Below are 19192 nucleotides of genomic sequence, written 5' to 3' on the forward strand. Positions count from 1 at the left end.
TTAATTGTTAAGGTTCAAGATCAAAAGATCGCGTGAGCCCTCGTAGGAGCTGCCGAAGGTTCGGGCCGCGTTCGGACGATCTTTTGATTCATTTCACGGCGCCAAAAGACAGGCCGCGGACCAGTTGTTTCTGGCTGATCCAGCCAAAGATCAGAATCGGTGCGCAAGCCAGTGTCGAGACCGCCGACAACTTGGCCCAGAACAACCCTTCAGGACTTGAGTACGAGGCGATCAACGCGGTCAGCGGCGCAGCTTTCGACGAGGTCAGGTTCAGCGACCAGAAGGCCTCATTCCAGCACAGGATCAGTGACAGCAACACGGTCGACGCCAGGCCGCCCTTGGCAATCGGCAGCAGTACCCGGACCATTTCCTGCCACAGGGTGGCGCCATCGAGACGGGCGGCTTCGAGGATGTCCTTGGGGATGTCCTTGAAGTAGGTGTAAATCATCCAGACCACAATCGGCAGGTTGATCAGCGTGTAGATGATGATCAGCGCGATCCGGGTGTCGAGCAGGCCGAAGCTCTTGGCCAGCAGGTAGATCGGCATCAGCACGCCCACGGGTGGCAGCATTTTGGTCGAGAGCATCCACAGCAGCGTGCCTTTGGTGCGCTGGGTTTCGTAGAAGGCCATGGAATACGCCGCCGGCACCGCGATCAGCAGGCACAGGGCCGTAGCGCTGAACGAAATCACCACCGAGTTCCAGGCGAAGCTGAAGTAGCCGCTGCGCTCCTCGATGTGCAGGTAGTTTTCCAGCGTCGGTGTGAAGATGAACTGCGGCGGCGTGGCGAACGCATCGATTTCGGTTTTGAAACTGGTCAGCACCATCCAGAAGATCGGGAAGAAAATCAGGATCGCGATGGCCCAGGCCAGGGTGCCGAGCAACAGGCTGTGCAAACGACGGGATTGTTGAAGAGTCATGGCAGGCCTCAGGCTTTGTCAGTCAGGTTTTTGCCGAGCATCCGCACCAGGATGATCGCCGCGATGTTGGCAATCACCACCGCGATCAAGCCACCGGCCGAGGCCATGCCGACGTCGAACTGCACCAGTGCCTGGTTGTAGATCAGGTAGGCGAGGTTGGTCGAGGCGTAGCCGGGGCCACCGTTGGTGGTGGTGAAGATTTCGGCGAATACCGAGAGCAGGAAGATGGTTTCGATCATTACCACCACGGCAATCGGCCGTGCCAGGTGCGGCAAGGTCAGGTGCCAGAAGATCGCGATCGGCCCGGCGCCATCCAGGCGTGCCGCCTCTTTCTGTTCCTGGTCGAGCGACTGCATGGCGGTCATCAGGATCAGGATCGCGAAGGGCAGCCATTGCCACGAGACAATGATGATGATCGACAGCAGCGGGTAGTGGGCGAGCCAGTCCACGGGTTGAGCGCCGAAGAGCTTCCACACGGCAGCGAGAATCCCCGAGACCGGATGGAAGATCAGGTTCTTCCAGATCAGCGCACCGACGGTGGGCATGATGAAGAACGGCGAGATCAACATCACCCGCACGATACCGCGGCCGAGAAACTCACTGGCTTCCAGCAGGGCGCTGATCAGTACCCCGAACACCACGCTGATCAACAGCACGCTGCCGACCAGTAATAAGGTGTTGGTGGCACCCGGCAGGAAGCCCGAGTCGGTCAGGAAGTAGCTGAAGTTCTCCAGCCCCACGAACGCATTGTCGCCGGGGTAAAGCAGGTTGTAGCGGATCAGCGAAAAGTACAGGGTCATGCCCAGCGGCACGATCATCCATAGCAGCAATAAGGTCACCGAAGGGCTGACCAGAAACCAGCCAGGGTTGGCCAGCCGGCTTTTACGCAGCGGTTGGGGAATGACCATGTGAGCTTTAGCAGTTGAAATATTCATGGCGATCAAAACCGTTTCAAGTAGATCTATGACGATCTAATGTGGGAGCGAGCTTGCTCGCGATGGCGATGTATCAGTCACCCACAATGTTGAATGGGAGGCCGTCATCGCGAGCAAGCTCGCTCCCACAGAAGGCAGGAGCGGGTTGCGTGGTTATTTGGGATAACCCGCGCGCTTCATTTCACGTTCGGTGGTCTGCTGGGCGGCGGCCAGCGCCTGGTCGACAGTGGTCTGGCCGATCAGCGCAGCAGAGAACAGCTTGCCGACCTGGGTGCCAACCGCCTGGAACTCAGGAATGGTCACCAATTGGATGCCGATGTAGGGCACCGGCTTCAGGGTTGGCTTGCTCGGGTCGGCAACTTTCAGTGACTCCAGCGTGACTTTGGCGAACGGCGCGGCGCTCATGTAGGCCTCGCTGTAAGTCGAGGCGCGGGTGCCAGGCGGTACGTTGGCGATGCCGTCCTTCTCGGCCACCAGTGCGCCGTACTCTTTGGAGGTGGCCCAGGCGCTGAAGGTTTTCGCCGCGTCCTTGGCTTTGGAGCTGGCGGGGATCGCCAGCGCCCAGGAGTACAACCAGGCCGAGCCTTTGTCGGTCACTTGATGGGGCGCGTAGGTGAAGCCGACATGGTCGCTGACCTTGCTTTGGGTTTTGTCGGTGACGAACGAGCCAGCGACGCTGGCGTCGACCCAGATCGCGCACTTGCCGCTATTGAACAGTGCCAGGTTCTCGTTGAAACCGTTGCTGGAAGCACCGGGCGGGCCGGATTTTTTCATGGTGTCGGCGTAGAAGTTCAGCGCATTCTTCCACTCCGGACCGCTGAATTCCGGCTGCCACTTCTCATCGAACCAGCGTGCGCCATAGGCATTGGCGATGGTGGTGATCAATGCCATGTTCTCCCCCCAACCGGCCTTGCCGCGCAGGCAGATACCGTACTGCTCCTGATCGGGTTTGTTGAGTTTGCCGGCGAATTCACCGATCTGCTCCCAGGTGGGATGCTCGGGCATGGCAAGGCCTGCGTCCTTGAACAGGTCGGTGCGGTAATAGGTCATGGAGCTTTCGGCGTAGAACGGCAGGGCGTAGAGCGTGCCCTTGACCGACAGACCTTCACGCACCGAGGGGAATACGTCGTCGAGGGCGTAACTGGCAGGTAGATCTTTCATCGGTTCGAGCCAACCCTTGGCGCCCCAGAGTGCGGCTTCGTACATGCCGATAGTCAGCACATCGAACTGGCCACCCTGGGTGGCGATGTCAGTGGTCAGGCGTTGACGCAGGACGTTTTCTTCCAGTACCACCCAATTGAGCTTGATCTCCGGGTGCTCGGCCTCGAAGGTTTTCGAGAGCTTTTGCATGCGGATCATGTCGCTGTTGTTGACGGTGGCAATGGTCAGGGTTTGTGCGCCAAGGCTGACGCTGCTGAGGGTCATGCAGGTGCAGGCAAGCAGAGCTTTTACAGAGGGTTTCATCGCGCACTCCTCTTCTGAACCCAGGGGGCAGCAGAAGGACAGTTGTTGTTTTTGTGTCTTCCGGAGGTAGGAAGAATCTGAGGCTGATTACAGCCTTCAAAACACGCAATGACAAATCGTTGGTAGCACGGGTACTGATACTATTTTGCACATAAAAGATCGCAGCCTTCGGCAGCTCCTACGCGGGTAGTCCTCTGTAGGAGCTGCCGAAGGTTCGGGCCGCGTTCGGACGATCTTTTAGGCTAGCCCCGATTTTGCTCAGTCAAACGCTGCACCGCCAGCCGACGGTAATGGGAAGGGGTCATGCCTTTGAGTTGCTGAAAGCGCCGGTTGAAGTTGGAAATATTGTTGAAGCCAGACTCGAAACACACATCGGTCACCGGTTTATTGCCATCGGCCAGCAACTCGCAGGATTTGCTGATGCGCAAGCGATTGACGAACTCGACAAAACAACGCCCGGTGGCCTGCTTGAAAACCCGGGAGAAATAGGTCGGTTTCATGCCCAGATACTCGGCGACTTCTTCCAGCGGCAGTTCGCGAGCGTAGTGGGCAAAGATGTAATCCACTGCCCGGTTGGTGCGGTCGATGTTATGTTCGTCGGCCAGCTGTGGCGTGGTGGCCCCGGACAGCAGCTGGTAGTCGTCGCAGGCAACCAACAGCTCCAGCAGAATGAAAAAGTACCCGAGGCGGGTGACGCCTTTGGAGTCGGCAATCCGCTGCATCAAGTCCATGGCCTGGCGGATTGTGTGTTTACAGCGAAATTCGATGCCGTACTGCGCGCGCTCCAGCAGTGGCGTCAGGCTCTTGAGTTCGGCAAACACCTGATGGCCGCTGTCGAACAGCTCGTCGGCGAAGTTCACCAGCATGTCTCGCTTGGGCACCACTTCGTCTTCGGCGACCTGGCTGATCCAGTTGTGGGGCAGGTTGGGGCCGGTCAGAAACAGGGTTTCGGGATAGAAATTGCCAATGTAGTCGCCAATGAACACCTTGCCCGAGCTTGCGACGATCAGGTGCAGTTCGTATTCCTTGTGGAAATGCCAGCGCACCAGCGGGCAAGGAAAACCGTGCTGGCGATAGATGATGGACAACCCGTTGTGGTCATCCATCAATTCGTAGGAAGGGTCGGTGACTCTGGCTGCTCGGGTCATCTCTGGGCACTTTTATTGTTATTGCGCCCTGATCATGCCTCTTTAGCGTGGTGCAGCACCAGCCTTTGGGCGCCGATCCATCAGCCTCTGATGTCGGCTTCTGGTGCCTTCGTAGCATAACGGCGAGCGGTAATTATCGGCGCAGGGCTTGATTTTCGGCAACGCGATCGGTCGCCATGGCGCAGTATCCTACGATCTTGCTTTCATCGAAAAAATCAACATTGATAATACTCGCGTACTCAATAAGTCCTCCGCCAGGAAAGAACCAATCATTAAGTTCTTTCGTCAGTTTTGTTGGGCCTTTGAACGGGCTGTAGCTCGTGGCGGACAACGACCATGGCATCTTCGTTGGGGGGGTCTTCAATACGTTTCCAATATGCCGACTGATGTCAGCGGTATTAACGATTGCCTCACCCGCCCACTCATGGTGTATGCCGGCCCAGAAATAACGCCCATCAAGATCAGGGTGATAAGAGGCGGCAACAACCACGCGTCGCCGCTTGTTTGTTTTCAGCTGTTGCACCGTGTGGTGTCGATTCTCCCAAGGGACAAGTCTGGACTCTAACCCTGACAGTAACGCTTGATTGAAGCTTTTGTAGTCGAAGTTGACGTCCCCGGTTCCTTCGAGTTGATGAAGGTCAAGAATAATGAATTCATCCGGATTTTCATTCAGAAAGGCATTCACGGCTGAGACAAGCTCCTTAAGGGACCGGCCAAGAACGTGTCCATGGAATGTCCTGAAGCCTGATTGAGCGTTGACAAACCTGAGGTCCAGGGCCCTGGCGCCGTTTCTCAATTGCCAGAGGAAATCCTGGTTCTGGCACAAGATCCAGTTCGATATCACGGAGTCGTATAAAGGTTGAGGAAGGCCCCAGTCCATCCCCGAATTATGAGCGCCTGGCCAGATGATTTGGTCAATGGTCAATGTATTGATGCCGGGGGAGGAACTCATCCAGTTACGGGTGGCGCGATAACGCACGTTAGTAATGTCCATCAGGAATCCAGATTATAAATAGGTTGAGTGGTCAATCGCGTGGCGGTGCAGTGCGCGCACGCAAGTCGCGGGTATTTATAAGGTGAGATCTTTAAATAGACAATGACTGGACATGCCGAGAAAGAGTTGTTCTCGGTGTCGGAAAATTATCGTGATGTATGGGTGTCGTTATGCATTCCTGGTATTAACGGTTTTTCGCTTCAATCCACTGCGCCATGTATTGAGTGCTTTTATGATGATGGTGACGCAACATACTTCCGATAAAATTATCGCGCCGTAGTTGCTCCAGATTCAGACGACAACTATTGAGTCGATCCACCAGTGCAGGACCATGGGTGTTCCGTTGATAATGGGTGGTCAGTAATTGTGTACCGGCCTGCTGAGCCTGTTCCCAACAGGTTTTGTCTGAATAAAGCTCAACAGCGGCGTGTGCCATGGCGCTGGCCGACATGGCTATCGCGCCAGCCCAAGGTAAACCGCCGTGCATACCTTCGGCACCCACAGGCGTGGTGACGTTTGGCGTGCCGCAGAGCATCGCGTCGATAATTTTACCTTTGATGCCCGCGCCAAAGCGCAAGGGTGCCAGGCAGATCCGTGCTGCGGACATGACCTGTAACGCGTCTTCGGCCCAGTTCATCACATGAAAGCCTTGCGCTGGATTGTGCAAGGCGGTGGCCTTGGGCGGTGTGTAGGCGCCGTATATATGCAACTGCGCTCCCGGGAGTTGCTGACGAATCAGTGGCCAGAGCGTGGTTTTCATCCAGAGCACCGCATCCCAGTTAGGGGCGTGGCGGAAATTGCCGATGCTGAGGAAGTGCGCGCGGTCTTCGAACGGTGTGAACGGCTGAGTGATCGGGTCGATCATCAGCGGACACCAGTGCAGCAACTGGCGTGGCAGTTTGAACTGTTCCACCAGCAATTCGATTTCCACCTGCGAAATCATCAAGTTCAGGTCACAGCGGTACAACGCGGCAATTTCGCGCTTGGCCAGATCGGTATCGGTCATGAGTTCGAACTCTTCACGCAACGCCGGGGCGAACAACGTGCTGAAGTCATTAACGTCGTCACTGGCCTTCAAGCGCTCCTTGAGCCGTTGGTGCCGGGCATGTCGCAAACTTTGCAGATCAGATGTTTCAAGTACGCGTAATGCGCCAGGGCAGTGTTTCTCGACACGCCAACCGAACTGCTCTTCCATCATGAACTGATCGAACAGCACGATATCGGGGGCAAGCTCACTGATGAATGCATCGAAACTGCTGTTGTTCAGCTCGATGGAGACCTCACGAATACCCAGCTCAGCCAGGTCTGCCTTGTGTTCACCGACACCGGCCGGGCTGCTGAACGTGATGTCCCAGCCTTCCTGCAAAAACGTTTCAAGGATTTGCATCACGTGTCCGCTGGCGGCAGAAGAGCGCGGTTCGGGCCAGACGTAACCAATGACCAGGACTTTGGTTGCGCGGGGCTGACTCATGAACGGGGTTTCCTTGATGCAGGCAGAAGACAGGGGAGAAACGAGGGGCGCAATTAAACCACAGCTGGCGGTGTCGATTGTGCCCGGCAATCGCCCCAGGGTACGTTATGCGCTTGTATTGACTGGAAGTTTCCCGGTTCATGAGTTAGCGTCTGGCAGCTGATCCATGGACGTTTTTCAATGACCCAACCCACCGCACTTCAGACTAAAGTCGCCTCGCAGATTCTCATGGCGATCCGGTCTGGCGAGTTAACACCCGGTAGTCACCTCAAAGAGGTCGAACTGGCCGAGCGCTTTGGCGTGTCTCGCTCGCCGATTCGGGGGGCGCTGGTCTACCTGGCACAAGAGCAAGTGATCGGACGGTTGCCCCATCAGGGTTACTGCGTACTGGATACACCGCTCAGCGATGAGTTGGCCAAGGTCAGTCTGCCGGTTGGGGAGGATGAGGAGCTGTATCAGCGACTGATCGATGATCGCCTGGCGCAGGCGATACCCGATCAGGTGATGGAGAGTGATCTGCTGCGTCGTTATGGTGCAAGCAAGGCGGTATTGCGCCGTTGCTTGCTGCGTTTGTCTGACGAAGGTGTGATGCAGCGCAAGCACGGGCACGGCTGGATGTTCATGCCCACCTTGAGCACGGCCGAAAAGCGCTTCGAAAGTTATCGCTTTCGCATGCTTCTGGAACCTGCCGGTCTGCTCGAGCCGACCTTCAATCTGCCCCGCGAGCGCTTGCAGCGCTGCCGTGAAAAACAGCAGGCGCTGCTCGAAGGAACCCCCGATAGCCTGGGCTTTTTCGAAGCCAACGCCGAGTTCCACGAGTTACTCGCCGCCGCCTCGGGCAACAGCTTCATTCTACAAACCGTGCAGCAGCAAAATCGCCTGCGCAGGCTTACCGAGTTTCATACCGTGTCGAACCTGGAGCGGGTTCGTACCTCCTGCCGTGAACACCTGGAAATTATCGACGCGCTGGAGCAGGGCGATCGGGAATGGGCATCGACCTTGCTGTACCGGCACTTGAAAGTGGCCAGTACGTTGAATGAAGTGCGCAAGAAAGGCTGAGCTCAAACCGCTAACATGCTCTGGATCTTGTCGCGTAATTGATCAATCGAGAACGGCTTGCCAATCACCGACATGCCTTCAGGCACCTCGATGCTTTCGGCATAACCACTGGCAAACAGGATCGGCAACGCCGGGCGCAGCACGCGCGTCTGAGCGGCGAGCTCTCGGCCATCCATTTCCGGCAATCCCACATCGGTCATCAGCAGATCGATGATTTGCGCGCTATCGTTGATCAGGGCGAGGGCTGCTTTGCCACTGTCGGCCTCAAGCACCTTGAACTCCAGTTCTTCCAGCACGTCGACAATCAGCATGCGCACGATGGCGTCGTCTTCGACTACAAGGATGGTGGGCGCTGTGGCGGACATAGGCGTGGCTCTCAACGGTAGGTGTTCGGTCACCGGTCGTTCGAAAATACCGGCCTCTTGCATCAGTAAGTGGCGGATCCCGACAAGCTCCCTACTCTGTACAAAAAAGAACCACTGTACAGGAGTCGACAGCAGAACCGTTCTTCTAGAGTCAGTGTAGAGCGCTGCCGGATATCGTCGGCGCAGGCGCCAGAAAAATAGATCCCTGACGCGTTTATGGGGCAAACTCCTTCATCTACAACCGTTCACCAAGGCCACCTAATGACTTCTTCGTCTTCGGCTGATGAGCAACGTTTTCGCAACGTCCTGAGCCGCAACATCAGTTTGCCGCTGGGTGTGGGCGTGCTTAGCGCGGTGTTTTTCGTCTCCTTGATCAGCTATCTGTTCTCGGTAATCCAGTGGGTCGAGCACACGGACCGGGTGATCAATAACGCCAACGAAGCGGTAAGGCTGACGGTCGACCTGGAAACCGGAATGCGTGGTTTTTTGCTGTCCGGTGACGAGCATTTTCTCGATCCCTATGAAACGGCCAAACCGAGAATCCTTGCCGCGCTCAAGACCTTGCAGGAGCTGACGGCCGATAACCCGCCACAGGTCGATCGCCTGCACAGGCTCGAGGCTTTGCAGGTCGAGTGGAACGATTACGCGCAAAGAATGATCGATTTGCAGCGCAGCGGCGGTGATTACCGGGCTGCCGTGAAGTCTGGCCGGGGTAAGCGACTGACCGATGAAATCCGCAAGCAGTACGAAGATGTCATCGACATAGAACAACAGCTACGCACCACTCGCAACGAAGACGTTCGCCGCACGACGATCTGGACCATCGCCCTGTATTTGCTGTTTGTTGTCGGTGTCAGTGGTTTATTGGCCTATGTCGGTCGGCGCGATCTGCTCAGCCTGTCGAAAAGCCACAGTGTCAACCTCGCCGAGCAGCACAAGAGCGCACAACGTCTGGAGCAGCAAGCCTGGCTGCGCAATGGCCAGACCGAGTTGGCGGAACAGGTGCTGGGGCAACTGACGCTGAACCTGCTGGGTCGCAATATTCTGCAATTCTGCGCGCAGTACCTGGGCACCGCCGTCGGCGCGATGTATGTGAAAGAAGAACACGGCGGCCTCACGCGCATAGCTTCTTATGGCTTCTCCCGTGAGCAGGAAGAGCGCGAGCAAGCGATCTACAGCGGTGAGGGCATTACCGGCCAGGCGGCACAACAGGGTCGGTTGATTCGTCTGGATGAAGTGCCGGTCGACTACTTCAAAGTCAGCTCCGGGTTGGGTGAAGGAGCGCCACGCAGCGTACTGGTGGTGCCGGTCAGTGATGACGGCCGGGTCAACGGCGTGATCGAACTGGGTTTCCTGCGGGCCCTGACCGAGCGTGATATCGAACTGCTGGAGTTGATTGCCGGGAACATCGGCACCTCCATCGAAGCGGCGCGCTATCGTCAGCGGTTGCAGGAAGTGCTGGCCGAAACCCAGCAACTCAATGAAGAGTTGCAGGTGCAACAAGAAGAACTGAAGAGCGCCAACGAAGAGCTGGAAGAGCAGTCGCGGATTCTCAAAGAATCCCAGGCGAACCTGGAGACCCAGCAGTTCGAGCTTGAGCGGACCAACGAACAGCTTGCCGAGCAAGCACAAATCCTGGCCGAGCAGCGCGATACGATGGATCGCAAGAACGGGGAGTTGAACCTGGCCCAGGTACAACTTGAGGAGCGGAGCAAGTACAAGTCCGAATTCCTCGCCAATATGTCCCACGAACTGCGCACACCACTGAACAGTTCGTTGATTCTCGCGAAGTTGCTGGCAGAGAACCCACACGAAAATCTCAGTGCCGAGCAGGTAAAGTTCGCCGAGTCGATTTACTCGGCTGGCAACGATCTGCTCAACCTGATCAACGACATTCTCGACATTTCCAAGGTCGAAGCCGGCAAGCTTGAAATACGCCCCGAAAACACCAGCGTCGCGCGCCTGGTGGACGGCTTGCGCGACATGATTGAACCACTGGCAGCGGACAAACACCTGGCGTTCAATGTCGAACTGCAGTCGGATGCGCCGTTGATGCTGTTCACCGATCGTCAGCGTCTGGAGCAAGTGCTCAAGAACCTGCTGTCGAATGCCGTCAAATTTACCGAGAAGGGCTCTGTCAGCCTGACCGTCACCCGGCATCCGGACGCGGGCATTGCCTTTATAGTCGGTGACTCGGGTATCGGCATCGCCCGCGATCAGCAGGAAAGTATTTTCGAGGCCTTCCGTCAGGCCGATGGCACCACCAACCGTCGTTACGGGGGCTCGGGGCTGGGCTTGTCGATCTCGCGTGACCTGGCGGCGTTGCTCGGAGGTTCGATCAGCGTCATCAGCGAACCGGGGCAGGGCAGTTCATTCACGCTGGTGATGCCCGAGCAGTACGTCGAACCTGGCGATGAGCCTGTTGAGCCGATGAAGATCGCGTCAGTCGTCGCTGCACCCAAGGTTTGCGCCGCGCCCGTACCGTCCATTGCCGAAGTGGGCATTGCGCGCTTTGCCGATGACCGTGACAATGCGCCATTTACCACTCGCTGCATCCTGGTGGTGGAAGATGAAGTGAACTTTGCGCATATCCTCTTCGATCTGGCCCACGAACTGGGCTATCAATGCCTGGTGGCTCACGGTGCCGATGAAGGTTACGACCTGGCGACACAATTCATGCCGGATGCGATCCTGTTGGACATGCGCTTGCCGGACCATTCCGGGCTGACGGTATTGCAGCGTCTCAAGGAACATGCCGAAACCCGTCATATTCCGGTCCATGTGATTTCCGTCGAGGACCGTGTCGAAGCCGCCATGCATATGGGCGCCATCGGTTATGCGCTCAAGCCGACGACTCGCGAAGAGCTCAAGGATGTGTTCGCGCGACTGGAAGCCAAGTTGACCCAAAAGGTCAAACGCGTGCTGCTGGTGGAAGACGATGACCTGCAACGCGACAGCATTGCCCGGCTGATCGGTGACGATGATATCGAGATCACCGCCGTCGGCCTGGCCCAGGAGGCGCTGGACCTGCTGCGCGATACTATTTATGACTGCATGATCATCGACCTGAAACTGCCGGACATGCTCGGCAATGACTTGCTCAAGCGCATGTCCACCGAAGACATCTGCTCGTTCCCGCCAGTGATCGTCTACACCGGGCGCAACCTGACCCGTGATGAAGAAGCGGATCTGCGCAAGTATTCACGCTCGATCATCATCAAGGGCGCGCGTTCGCCAGAGCGCTTGCTCGATGAAGTGACACTCTTTCTGCACAAAGTCGAATCGCGGTTGTCCCATGAACGGCAAAGGATGCTCAAGACTGCTCGCAGCCGCGACAAGGTCTTCGAAGGTCGCAAGGTGCTGTTGGTGGACGACGATGTGCGCAACATCTTCGCGCTGACCAGTGCACTGGAGCACAAGGGCGCCATCGTGGTGATTGGCCGTAACGGCCGTGAAGCGATCGAGAAACTCAATGAAGTGGATGACATCGACCTGGTGCTGATGGACGTGATGATGCCGGAGATGGATGGTTTTGAAGCCACCACCTTGATCCGCAAGGACCCGCGCTGGCGCAAACTGCCGATCATCGCGGTGACGGCCAAGGCCATGAAGGACGATCAGGAACGCTGCCTGCAAGCGGGCTCCAACGATTATCTGGCCAAGCCCATCGACCTGGATCGGCTCTTCTCGCTGATTCGCGTGTGGTTACCGAAGATGGAAAGAATCTAGTGGAACGCAGGGCCGGCGCAGCACAGGAAATAACTGATGACAGACCCTGACATCGAGCTAAGGCTGCTGATCGAAGCGATCTACCTCAAATACAGCTATGACTTTCGTGACTACTCCGGCGCTTCGATTAAGCGTCGGGTCAATCACGCCTTGCATCAGTTCGAGTGCAAGACCATTTCCGCGCTACAGGAGCGGGTATTGCACAACCCGACGGCGTTCATGCAGTTGCTGCAGCTGCTGACGATTCCGGTCAGCGAGATGTTTCGCGACCCTGCACACTTCCAGGCGATCCGTCAGGAAGTGGTGCCGCTGCTCAAGACCTACCCCTCGATCAAGATCTGGATCGCCGGTTGCAGCACGGGCGAAGAGGTCTATTCGATGGCGATTCTGCTGCGCGAAGAGGGCTTGCTGGAGCGCACCATTATCTACGCCACTGATATCAACCCGCGTTCGCTGGAAAAGGCCAAACAAGGGATTTTCTCGCTGGCAAACATCCGTGCCTACACCCATAACTACCAGCAGGCCGGTGGCCAGTGCTCGTTCGCCGACTACTATACGGCAGCGTATGACCACGCGATTTTCGACAAGACCCTACGTGAGAACGTGACCTTCGCCGATCACAGCCTGGCGACAGACAGTGTTTTTTCAGAAACTCAATTAATTTCATGTCGCAATGTATTGATCTATTTCAATAAAAAGCTGCAGGATCGCGCCTTCGGGCTGTTTCATGAGTCGCTTTGTCACCGTGGTTTCCTGGTGCTGGGAAGCAAGGAAACCCTGGAGTTCTCAACCTACGGTAAGCAATTCGAACCTTTGGTCAAACAAGAACGGATCTACCGCAAGCATGCTGAGTAATATCCAGGCCAAATTGCTGATCGTCGACGATCTGCCGGAGAACCTGCTGGCTCTCGAAGCGCTGATCAAGCGTGAAGACCGTACGGTGTACAAGGCGCTGTCGGCAGACGAAGCCTTGTCATTGCTGCTGCAGCACGAGTTCGCCATTGCCATTCTCGATGTGCAGATGCCCGGCATGAATGGCTTCGAACTGGCCGAATTGATGCGCGGTACCGAGAAAACCCGGAACATTCCGATAATCTTCGTCAGTGCTGCTGGACGAGAGCGCAATTACGCCTTCAAGGGTTACGAAAGCGGTGCCGTGGACTTTCTGCAGAAACCGCTGGATATTCACGCAGTGAAAAGCAAGGTGAATGTGTTTGTCGACCTGTACCGACAACGCAAGGCGATGAAACTGCAGGTCGAAGCCCTGGAGAAAAGCCGCCGTGAGCAGGAGGCGTTACTCAAGCAATTGCAGGCCACCCAGAACGAATTGGAGCAGGCCGTGCGCATGCGCGATGACTTCATGTCGATCGTCGCTCATGAGGTGCGTACGCCGTTGAACGGGCTGATCCTCGAAACCCAACTGCGCAAGATGCACTTGGCCCGGGACAATGCTGCGGCGTTTACCCTGGACAAGATGCACGCGATGGTCGATCGCGATGAGCGGCAGATCAAGAGCCTGATTCGTTTGATCGAGGACATGCTCGATGTGTCGCGGATTCGCACGGGCAAGTTGTCCATCCGCCCCAGCCGGTTTGACCTGGCGCAATTGGTGGGCAACCTGTTGCAGAATTTTGCGCCGCAGCTGGAGTCCGCCGAATCGTCGGTGACGTTGGTCGCGCCGCAACCGGTGGAAGGCCATTGGGATGAGTTCCGCATCGAGCAGGTGGTGTGCAATCTGCTGACCAACGCCCTGCGTTATGGCGCCAGGAACCCGATTGAAGTGTACGTGTATAGCCAGGACGGCGAAGCGCGAGTGGAGGTCCGGGACCAGGGGATTGGCATCAGCGAGGAAAACCAGCAGCGAATTTTCCAGCAGTTCGAGCGTGTATCGGCGAAAACCGCAGTGGCCGGGCTTGGCTTGGGGCTGTTTATTTCCGAGCAGATCGTCGCTGCCCATGGCGGATACATCACGGTTGAGAGCAAGATTAATCAAGGCTCGTTATTTCGTGTTTGCCTACCGCTGTAGGAAAACTGCCCAAGTAACGCAACCTCTGCAAGACCGCAGGGTCGTATCTGCAGCTATTGACCGAACAAAGGCTTCCCATGAGTGAAGATGCACAAGACGTCGTATTGATCGTTGAAGATGACCCCTCGATCCTGATGGTACTGGTCGCCTATCTGTCGGGTGAAGGCTATCGGGTTTTGCAGGCTGTCGATGGTGAACAGGCCTTTGAAATTCTGGCCAGCAAACCGCACCTGGACATGATGATCACCGATTACCGTCTGCCCGGCGGCATCTCCGGGGTACAGATCGCCGAACCCGCCGTGAAATTGCGACCGGAGCTCAAGGTGATTTTCATCAGCGGTTACCCGCAGGAAATTCGTGAGTCTGGCAGCCCGATCGCGCAAAAAGCACCGATCCTGGCCAAGCCGTTCGACCTTGATGAGTTGCAGGCACTGATGCAGGACATGCTTTCGTAAGCCCACGGTGTGTCTGTCGAAAACCGTGGTCTTCTACAGTCCCTGCTGTAACGCCGGATCATCCGGATTCATCTGCTCAAGCTGCGCTAGCAGCACCTGAACGTTCTGCAACTGGCCGCTTTCCTTCCAGTAGTTGATCAGCAGCACCCGTGCCTTGCGATCGGCCGGGTGACGCTGAACAATCTCTTGCAGTTGCTTTTGCGCCGCATCGAGTTCTTCCTGACCGTGCAAGGTAGTCGCCAGGTCGTAGCGGTATTCCTTGTTGTCGGGTTCCAGTTCCACTGCTTTTGAAAGGCCGAGCAGGGCGAACTCGCTTTGTCCGTGATGCAGCAACCACAACCCCAGCGCATGCTGCAGATAGGCAGAATCAGGTTGGGTTTTCAGCTGTTTGGCCAGCATTTGCTGGGCAGCATCGACCTGGCCCTGTTTATCCAGCACCTCGATCTGCATCACCAGTGCCGGCAGGTTGCCCGGATCCAGGCGTAATGTCTGATCGAGCGCTTGCTGTGCTTCTTTCAGTTCGGCGTTGTGCAGGTACAGGCGAGCCAGTTGATAGTGGGTCCCGGCGCTTTCGGGCTGACCTTTGAGCGAGTGCTCATACTCATCGATGACCTGCTGCAAAGGGCCGAAGTACAACCCCAGATCATCCGGTGAAAGCCCCAATAATGCATTCGCTGTGGCAAAACGCACGGCTTGCTCGCTGTCATCGAGCAAGGGCCCGAGCAACAGGCTGCGCTGGCCATTGGGCACCAGCCCGACAATGCTTTTGATTGCGGCCAGGCGAACTTCGACCACCGGGTTTTGCAGGTCGGCGTCTGCCAGTTTCAGCGCCTGCGGGCTCGGGTAGTTCGGCAGTTCGGCATGCAACAAGACACGACGCGTGTCTGATAAGTCCGGACGCGCCAGTTGCTGATAAAGCACTCGCGCCGCGCCAGGTTGGCCATTGCGGGCTTTTTCCATGGCGTCGTGATAGCCCTGCTTGATTGCAGGCGGTACCACGGGCGTCGTGCTGCGCAACGAAAACCAGGCAATACCGACGGCAATCAGGACAAGCAGGCTGATGAACAGGTGACGGCGAGGCTTGGGCATGCAGGAATCCGGAATTTGACAGCGTTTGCAAAGCCGTCAGCTTCGGTCAGCCGGCGCTGCGAGTCAAACCCCGAACTCGGTTCAACGCATACTCGATGGGCTCAAGCTGACCTGAAGGCTCTGAAACCTCCCAACGTAGCGTCGCAGTGATACGCTTGCTGGAGATGACTGATCGAGCTAACCCATGCAGCCGCTGATCCACTATTTCAAAATGGTCATGAACCCTGGTCAGGCAACGTTGCTGTTTGCGTTGAGGACCATCGCGGCTGGCCTGTTGACCCTTTATCTGGCGTTTCTCTTCGACCTGGATCAGCCCAAATGGTCGATCATGACCGTGGTGATTGTCAGCCAGCCGTTGGGCGGCATGGCGTTGGCACGGAGTTTTGGTCAGATCATCGGCACCACTCTCGGTGCCGCTGTGGCGGTACTGATCATGGCGATTTTTCCGCAAGCGCCGCTGCCGTTCATTGTCACACTGGCGATATGGCTGGGGTTTTGCACCGCCGGCGGCACATTGCTGCGTTACACCAGTTCCCAGGCGTTTGTGTTGAGCGGCTACACCGCGGTGGTCGTCGCGCTGCTGGCTCAGCCCGATCAAGACAACACCTTGATGCTGGCCATCACCCGGGTGACTGAAAACCTGCTGGCGGTGGCGTGTGTCTGTGTCGTGAGTTTGCTGACAGCACGGCCGGAAGCCGTGGCGCGCGGTTACTTCGCCAAGGTCGACCAATTGATCAAACTAACGGCGACTCACGCGGCGGCGGTGATTCGTACCGAAGAAAGCGAGGCCGATTTTCATCAACGGCAAATGAAACTCCTGGGCGAGATCAGCGCGCTGGAGGGCTTGCGTCGGCATTTGTATTTCGATGCGCCACGCTTGCGCGAGGCCAATGGCCTGGTGCAGTTGCTGGGTAACCAATTGGTGTTACTGAGTTCGCGGCTGACCGTCCTGCGCCATCAGCGGCTGCTGCTCAGTGAGCGCTGGAAAGGCGAGCTTCCTGAGGATATCCAGCGCTTGCGGGCAGAAGAACTGACATTTCTTGATGAGTTGGCCGTTCACGGGCGTGCGCTTTCGGCCGAGTCTCGCCAGCACTTTACCGCACTGCAGCAACGCTTCGACCGTCAGGCGCAAAAAGCCGAACAACGGGTCGAGGCGATGCCGGCGACCTTGCGCTCACTGGCTTGGGCGCTACGGTGGGAGCAGGCCCGGATGCTGCAGCAACTGGAGCAGATTCTTGAGCTCAGCGAGGCGATACAGGAAGGGCGCGCGGCCAGTTGTATTTACCGGGAGGGCCAGATCAATCCATTGCACCTGGATTTCACCCTGGCGACGATGAACGCTATTCGAGCGTTCACGGCATTGCTGGTTGGCGGAATGATCTGGATCGAAACCGGTTGGGACGGCGCCCGTGCCGGGATGGTCCTGATAGGCATCCTCTGCTCGCTGATGGCGACGTTGCCACGTCCGTTGCTGGCCAGCCTGAACTACGCCAGGGGGCTAGTGCTGGGATTGGTGGTATCGGCGTTCTACCAGTTCATGCTGGTGCCGGCGATTAACAGCTTCGAGTTGCTGGCGCTGATATTTACGCCACTGCTCTATGTGGTTGCCGTGGGATTGTCGAGCCCTGCGACCGCCGGCATCGGCATGGGGCTGGGGCTTTCGGGATTTCTGATGATCGCTCCGCAGAACATCGGTATCGGGCAGAACACGGCAAGCCAGTGGTTCGAGTTTGCGGGCGCTTATAGCAGTGCGTGTGTGCTTGCAGTAATGGTTTACGCGTTGATTTTCCCCTTCAATCCGGCGTTGCGGATCCGTCGACTGTTCAAGGAAAACCGCGAGCAGGTGTATGCCTTGCAGAAAGCCTCGGCCACCGATGAACAGCAATTCGCTTTTGAAAGTCGCATGGTCGACCGCTTGACCATGATGTTGGGGGTATTGCCGGCCGCCAATAATCCGCGCTCGAACGAGCTTTTTGAAGCCAGCCTCGGGTGTATGGCATTCGGTGTGGCCTTGAACCAATTGAAACAGCAAAGCCTGAACCTCAGCAATGTCTTGCTGAACCAGCCAATGCGAGTCCGTCTACTGACCGCGGTACGCGAGGCGGGAAGACTGGTTGCCGGCCGGCGCGGTGTCGAGCTGGCGCCGTTGCTTAATGACTTGCGGATACTCGGTGATGAGCTCGACGACCTGCATGCCGATGGATCGCCGACCGCCCACGACACTTTGTGGTCGATATTCCGGATGCGCGTTTCGTTGTTGATTGTCGCAGCGTTTCTGGAGCGTTATCGCTCACTGCTGGTGCCATCAGAAGAAGGAGTACCGGTTCTTGCCCATTGATTTCGAAATAGGCGGTGTCTACTTGCCTCCGATCGCCCAGGCTTTGTTACTGGCGCTGCCGATCTTTTTGTTGCTGGACTGGGCCTTGCGCCGTGTCGGCCTGCTGCGTTTGGTCTGGCATGAGGCGCTGTTCGAGGGGGCGCTGTACGCGTGCGTCTGCGCGACCGTAGTTCTGCTGATGGGAGCTTGATGACGTTGAAGAAAATCCTCGCTCAAAGCTTGACCCTGATAGTGGTAGTGCTGGCCATCGTGCTTGGCTGGTTTGCCTGGGAGCATTACACCCGCGCGCCCTGGACTCGCGATGCACGGGTTCGCGCCGACGTGGTGACACTCTCCGCTGATGTGTCCGGGCGCATCGTCGGTCTGCATGTCCAAGACAATCAGCATGTAACGAAGGGCGACCTGCTACTGGAAATCGACCCGGCCCGCTATACGCTGGCGGTCGAACGTGCCAAGCGTTCGGTGGAGGTCGCCAAGGCCGCTTTGGGTCAGTCACACGCCGCGATTGTTGCCAGTGATGCGTTGCTTAAGCAGCGCCAGAGCGAAGAGCAGCGGCGGCGCACCCTCAAGCAGAAGTTTGCGGTTTCGGGGGAAGAGTGGGAGAAGTCCAGTACTGAAGTGGCGGTGGCACAGGCAGACCTGCTGCGCAATCAAGCCAATCTGGGGTTGGCTCAAGCCAATGTGCAGCTGGCGATTGCCGCGTTGACCCAGGCTGAACTGGACTTGCAGCGCACACGGGTCGAGGCGCCGGTCAGTGGTTACGTCACCAACCTGCTGACTCGCCAGGGCGACTATGCCGCTGCGGGCAGCGCGCTGTTGGCACTGGTCGACAGCGATTCGTTTTATGTCAGTGGCTATTTTGAAGAAACCAAGTTGCCAAGAATTGAGGAGGGGGATCGAGTCAGGATTCAACTGATGAGTGGCGAAACCTTTGGTGGCAAGGTGCAAAGCATCGCGTTCGCCATTGCTGACCGGGAGAACTCGCCGGGCAGCCGACTGTTGGCCAGCATCAATCCCAGCTACACCTGGGTCAAACTGGCACAACGGGTGCCGGTACGGATCGATATCGACGCCGACTATGCGGGCAAAAACCGCCTGCGCGCTGGCACCACGGCAACGGTGACGGTCCTGGCGACCAAAAAAAGCCCCGCGACCGAATGAGGCGCGGGGCAAAAAAATTGGTTGGTTGCGGCCAACCAA

Annotated in this window: 16 protein-coding genes; 8 read left to right on the forward strand and 8 right to left on the reverse strand. The window is 57.2% G+C overall.

The features are described from left to right. Positions 1 to 88 precede the first annotated feature (88 nt). The 6 genes from AC1RKH_RS03235 to AC1RKH_RS03260 all read right to left on the reverse strand — a co-directional run bounded on the left by AC1RKH_RS03235 (position 89) and on the right by AC1RKH_RS03260 (position 6931). The gene (locus AC1RKH_RS03235) at positions 89 to 919 is read right to left on the reverse strand and encodes a carbohydrate ABC transporter permease (RefSeq protein ID WP_123424516.1); all 831 of its coding nucleotides are present in this window, start codon (positions 917 to 919) and stop codon (positions 89 to 91) included. Positions 920 to 927: 8 nt separating this feature from the next. Continuing rightward, positions 928 to 1854 carry a carbohydrate ABC transporter permease gene (locus AC1RKH_RS03240; RefSeq protein WP_493061079.1) on the reverse strand — a complete coding sequence of 309 codons (927 nt, stop codon included), beginning with the start codon at positions 1852 to 1854 and terminating at the stop codon, positions 928 to 930. A gap of 153 nt (positions 1855 to 2007) precedes the next feature. Continuing rightward, complete coding sequence (locus AC1RKH_RS03245) at positions 2008 to 3318, reverse strand: ABC transporter substrate-binding protein (protein ID WP_493061080.1); 1311 nt, start codon at positions 3316 to 3318, stop codon at positions 2008 to 2010. Positions 3319 to 3560: 242 nt separating this feature from the next. Continuing rightward, complete coding sequence (locus AC1RKH_RS03250; protein ID WP_493061081.1) at positions 3561 to 4466, reverse strand: helix-turn-helix domain-containing protein; 906 nt, start codon at positions 4464 to 4466, stop codon at positions 3561 to 3563. Between the two features lie 133 nt (positions 4467 to 4599). Beyond that, a complete protein-coding gene (locus AC1RKH_RS03255; protein WP_493061082.1) occupies positions 4600 to 5460 on the reverse strand; it encodes a phosphatidylinositol-specific phospholipase C domain-containing protein in 861 nt (286 codons plus the stop codon). Between the two features lie 184 nt (positions 5461 to 5644). Continuing rightward, positions 5645 to 6931 carry a glycosyltransferase gene (locus AC1RKH_RS03260; RefSeq protein ID WP_493061083.1) on the reverse strand — a complete coding sequence of 429 codons (1287 nt, stop codon included), beginning with the start codon at positions 6929 to 6931 and terminating at the stop codon, positions 5645 to 5647. A 180-nt stretch (positions 6932 to 7111) separates the two neighbouring features. Here AC1RKH_RS03260 and AC1RKH_RS03265 point away from each other — a divergent pair, with 180 nt between their 5' ends. Further along, positions 7112 to 7990 carry a GntR family transcriptional regulator gene (locus AC1RKH_RS03265; protein ID WP_493061084.1) on the forward strand — a complete coding sequence of 293 codons (879 nt, stop codon included), beginning with the start codon at positions 7112 to 7114 and terminating at the stop codon, positions 7988 to 7990. 2 nt (positions 7991 to 7992) lie between these two features. Here AC1RKH_RS03265 and AC1RKH_RS03270 read toward each other — a convergent pair whose 3' ends face one another. Further along, positions 7993 to 8355 carry a response regulator gene (locus AC1RKH_RS03270; RefSeq protein WP_493061085.1) on the reverse strand — a complete coding sequence of 121 codons (363 nt, stop codon included), beginning with the start codon at positions 8353 to 8355 and terminating at the stop codon, positions 7993 to 7995. Positions 8356 to 8616: 261 nt separating this feature from the next. Here AC1RKH_RS03270 and AC1RKH_RS03275 point away from each other — a divergent pair, with 261 nt between their 5' ends. The 4 genes from AC1RKH_RS03275 (at position 8617) to AC1RKH_RS03290 (ending at position 14565) form a co-directional block, all read left to right on the forward strand. Next, positions 8617 to 12084, forward strand: coding sequence for a response regulator (locus AC1RKH_RS03275; RefSeq protein WP_493061086.1), 3468 nt, complete (start codon positions 8617 to 8619; stop codon positions 12082 to 12084). 36 nt (positions 12085 to 12120) lie between these two features. Further along, the gene (locus AC1RKH_RS03280) at positions 12121 to 12939 is read left to right on the forward strand and encodes a CheR family methyltransferase (RefSeq protein ID WP_404942517.1); all 819 of its coding nucleotides are present in this window, start codon (positions 12121 to 12123) and stop codon (positions 12937 to 12939) included. Then, positions 12929 to 14110 carry a hybrid sensor histidine kinase/response regulator gene (locus tag AC1RKH_RS03285; RefSeq protein WP_493061087.1) on the forward strand — a complete coding sequence of 394 codons (1182 nt, stop codon included), beginning with the start codon at positions 12929 to 12931 and terminating at the stop codon, positions 14108 to 14110. The genes AC1RKH_RS03280 and AC1RKH_RS03285 overlap by 11 nt, the downstream gene beginning before the upstream one ends. Before the next feature lie 77 nt (positions 14111 to 14187). Further along, positions 14188 to 14565 carry a response regulator gene (locus AC1RKH_RS03290; RefSeq protein WP_493061088.1) on the forward strand — a complete coding sequence of 126 codons (378 nt, stop codon included), beginning with the start codon at positions 14188 to 14190 and terminating at the stop codon, positions 14563 to 14565. A 33-nt stretch (positions 14566 to 14598) separates the two neighbouring features. On the opposite strand, the gene AC1RKH_RS03295 is transcribed toward AC1RKH_RS03290, so the two are convergent. Further along, the gene (locus AC1RKH_RS03295) at positions 14599 to 15654 is read right to left on the reverse strand and encodes a tetratricopeptide repeat protein (RefSeq protein WP_493061089.1); all 1056 of its coding nucleotides are present in this window, start codon (positions 15652 to 15654) and stop codon (positions 14599 to 14601) included. 184 nt (positions 15655 to 15838) lie between these two features. Here AC1RKH_RS03295 and AC1RKH_RS03300 point away from each other — a divergent pair, with 184 nt between their 5' ends. The 3 genes from AC1RKH_RS03300 to AC1RKH_RS03310 are packed head-to-tail and all read left to right on the forward strand — an operon-like array spanning position 15839 to position 19153. Then, positions 15839 to 17992, forward strand: coding sequence for an FUSC family protein (locus tag AC1RKH_RS03300; RefSeq protein ID WP_493061090.1), 2154 nt, complete (start codon positions 15839 to 15841; stop codon positions 17990 to 17992). Next, the gene (locus tag AC1RKH_RS03305) at positions 17982 to 18182 is read left to right on the forward strand and encodes a DUF1656 domain-containing protein (protein ID WP_493061091.1); all 201 of its coding nucleotides are present in this window, start codon (positions 17982 to 17984) and stop codon (positions 18180 to 18182) included. Before AC1RKH_RS03300 ends, AC1RKH_RS03305 begins: the two co-directional genes overlap by 11 nt. Positions 18183 to 18187: 5 nt before the next feature. Then, the gene (locus AC1RKH_RS03310) at positions 18188 to 19153 is read left to right on the forward strand and encodes an HlyD family secretion protein (protein ID WP_493061378.1); all 966 of its coding nucleotides are present in this window, start codon (positions 18188 to 18190) and stop codon (positions 19151 to 19153) included. Positions 19154 to 19192 lie beyond the last annotated feature (39 nt).

Source organism: Pseudomonas sp. GW822-FHT06B12 (assembly GCF_058799675.1).

Bases quoted from the DNA above. Each gene is read 5' to 3' on its own strand.
- AC1RKH_RS03235 (WP_123424516.1), bottom strand. From the start codon at position 919: ATGACTCTTCAACAATCCCGTCGTTTGCACAGCCTGTTGCTCGGCACC.
- AC1RKH_RS03240 (WP_493061079.1), bottom strand. From the start codon at position 1,854: ATGAATATTTCAACTGCTAAAGCTCACATGGTCATTCCCCAACCGCTG.
- AC1RKH_RS03245 (WP_493061080.1), bottom strand. From the start codon at position 3,318: ATGAAACCCTCTGTAAAAGCTCTGCTTGCCTGCACCTGCATGACCCTC.
- AC1RKH_RS03250 (WP_493061081.1), bottom strand. From the start codon at position 4,466: ATGACCCGAGCAGCCAGAGTCACCGACCCTTCCTACGAATTGATGGAT.
- AC1RKH_RS03255 (WP_493061082.1), bottom strand. From the start codon at position 5,460: ATGGACATTACTAACGTGCGTTATCGCGCCACCCGTAACTGGATGAGT.
- AC1RKH_RS03260 (WP_493061083.1), bottom strand. From the start codon at position 6,931: ATGAGTCAGCCCCGCGCAACCAAAGTCCTGGTCATTGGTTACGTCTGG.
- AC1RKH_RS03265 (WP_493061084.1), top strand. From the start codon at position 7,112: ATGACCCAACCCACCGCACTTCAGACTAAAGTCGCCTCGCAGATTCTC.
- AC1RKH_RS03270 (WP_493061085.1), bottom strand. From the start codon at position 8,355: ATGTCCGCCACAGCGCCCACCATCCTTGTAGTCGAAGACGACGCCATC.
- AC1RKH_RS03275 (WP_493061086.1), top strand. From the start codon at position 8,617: ATGACTTCTTCGTCTTCGGCTGATGAGCAACGTTTTCGCAACGTCCTG.
- AC1RKH_RS03280 (WP_404942517.1), top strand. From the start codon at position 12,121: ATGACAGACCCTGACATCGAGCTAAGGCTGCTGATCGAAGCGATCTAC.
- AC1RKH_RS03285 (WP_493061087.1), top strand. From the start codon at position 12,929: ATGCTGAGTAATATCCAGGCCAAATTGCTGATCGTCGACGATCTGCCG.
- AC1RKH_RS03290 (WP_493061088.1), top strand. From the start codon at position 14,188: ATGAGTGAAGATGCACAAGACGTCGTATTGATCGTTGAAGATGACCCC.
- AC1RKH_RS03295 (WP_493061089.1), bottom strand. From the start codon at position 15,654: ATGCCCAAGCCTCGCCGTCACCTGTTCATCAGCCTGCTTGTCCTGATT.
- AC1RKH_RS03300 (WP_493061090.1), top strand. From the start codon at position 15,839: ATGCAGCCGCTGATCCACTATTTCAAAATGGTCATGAACCCTGGTCAG.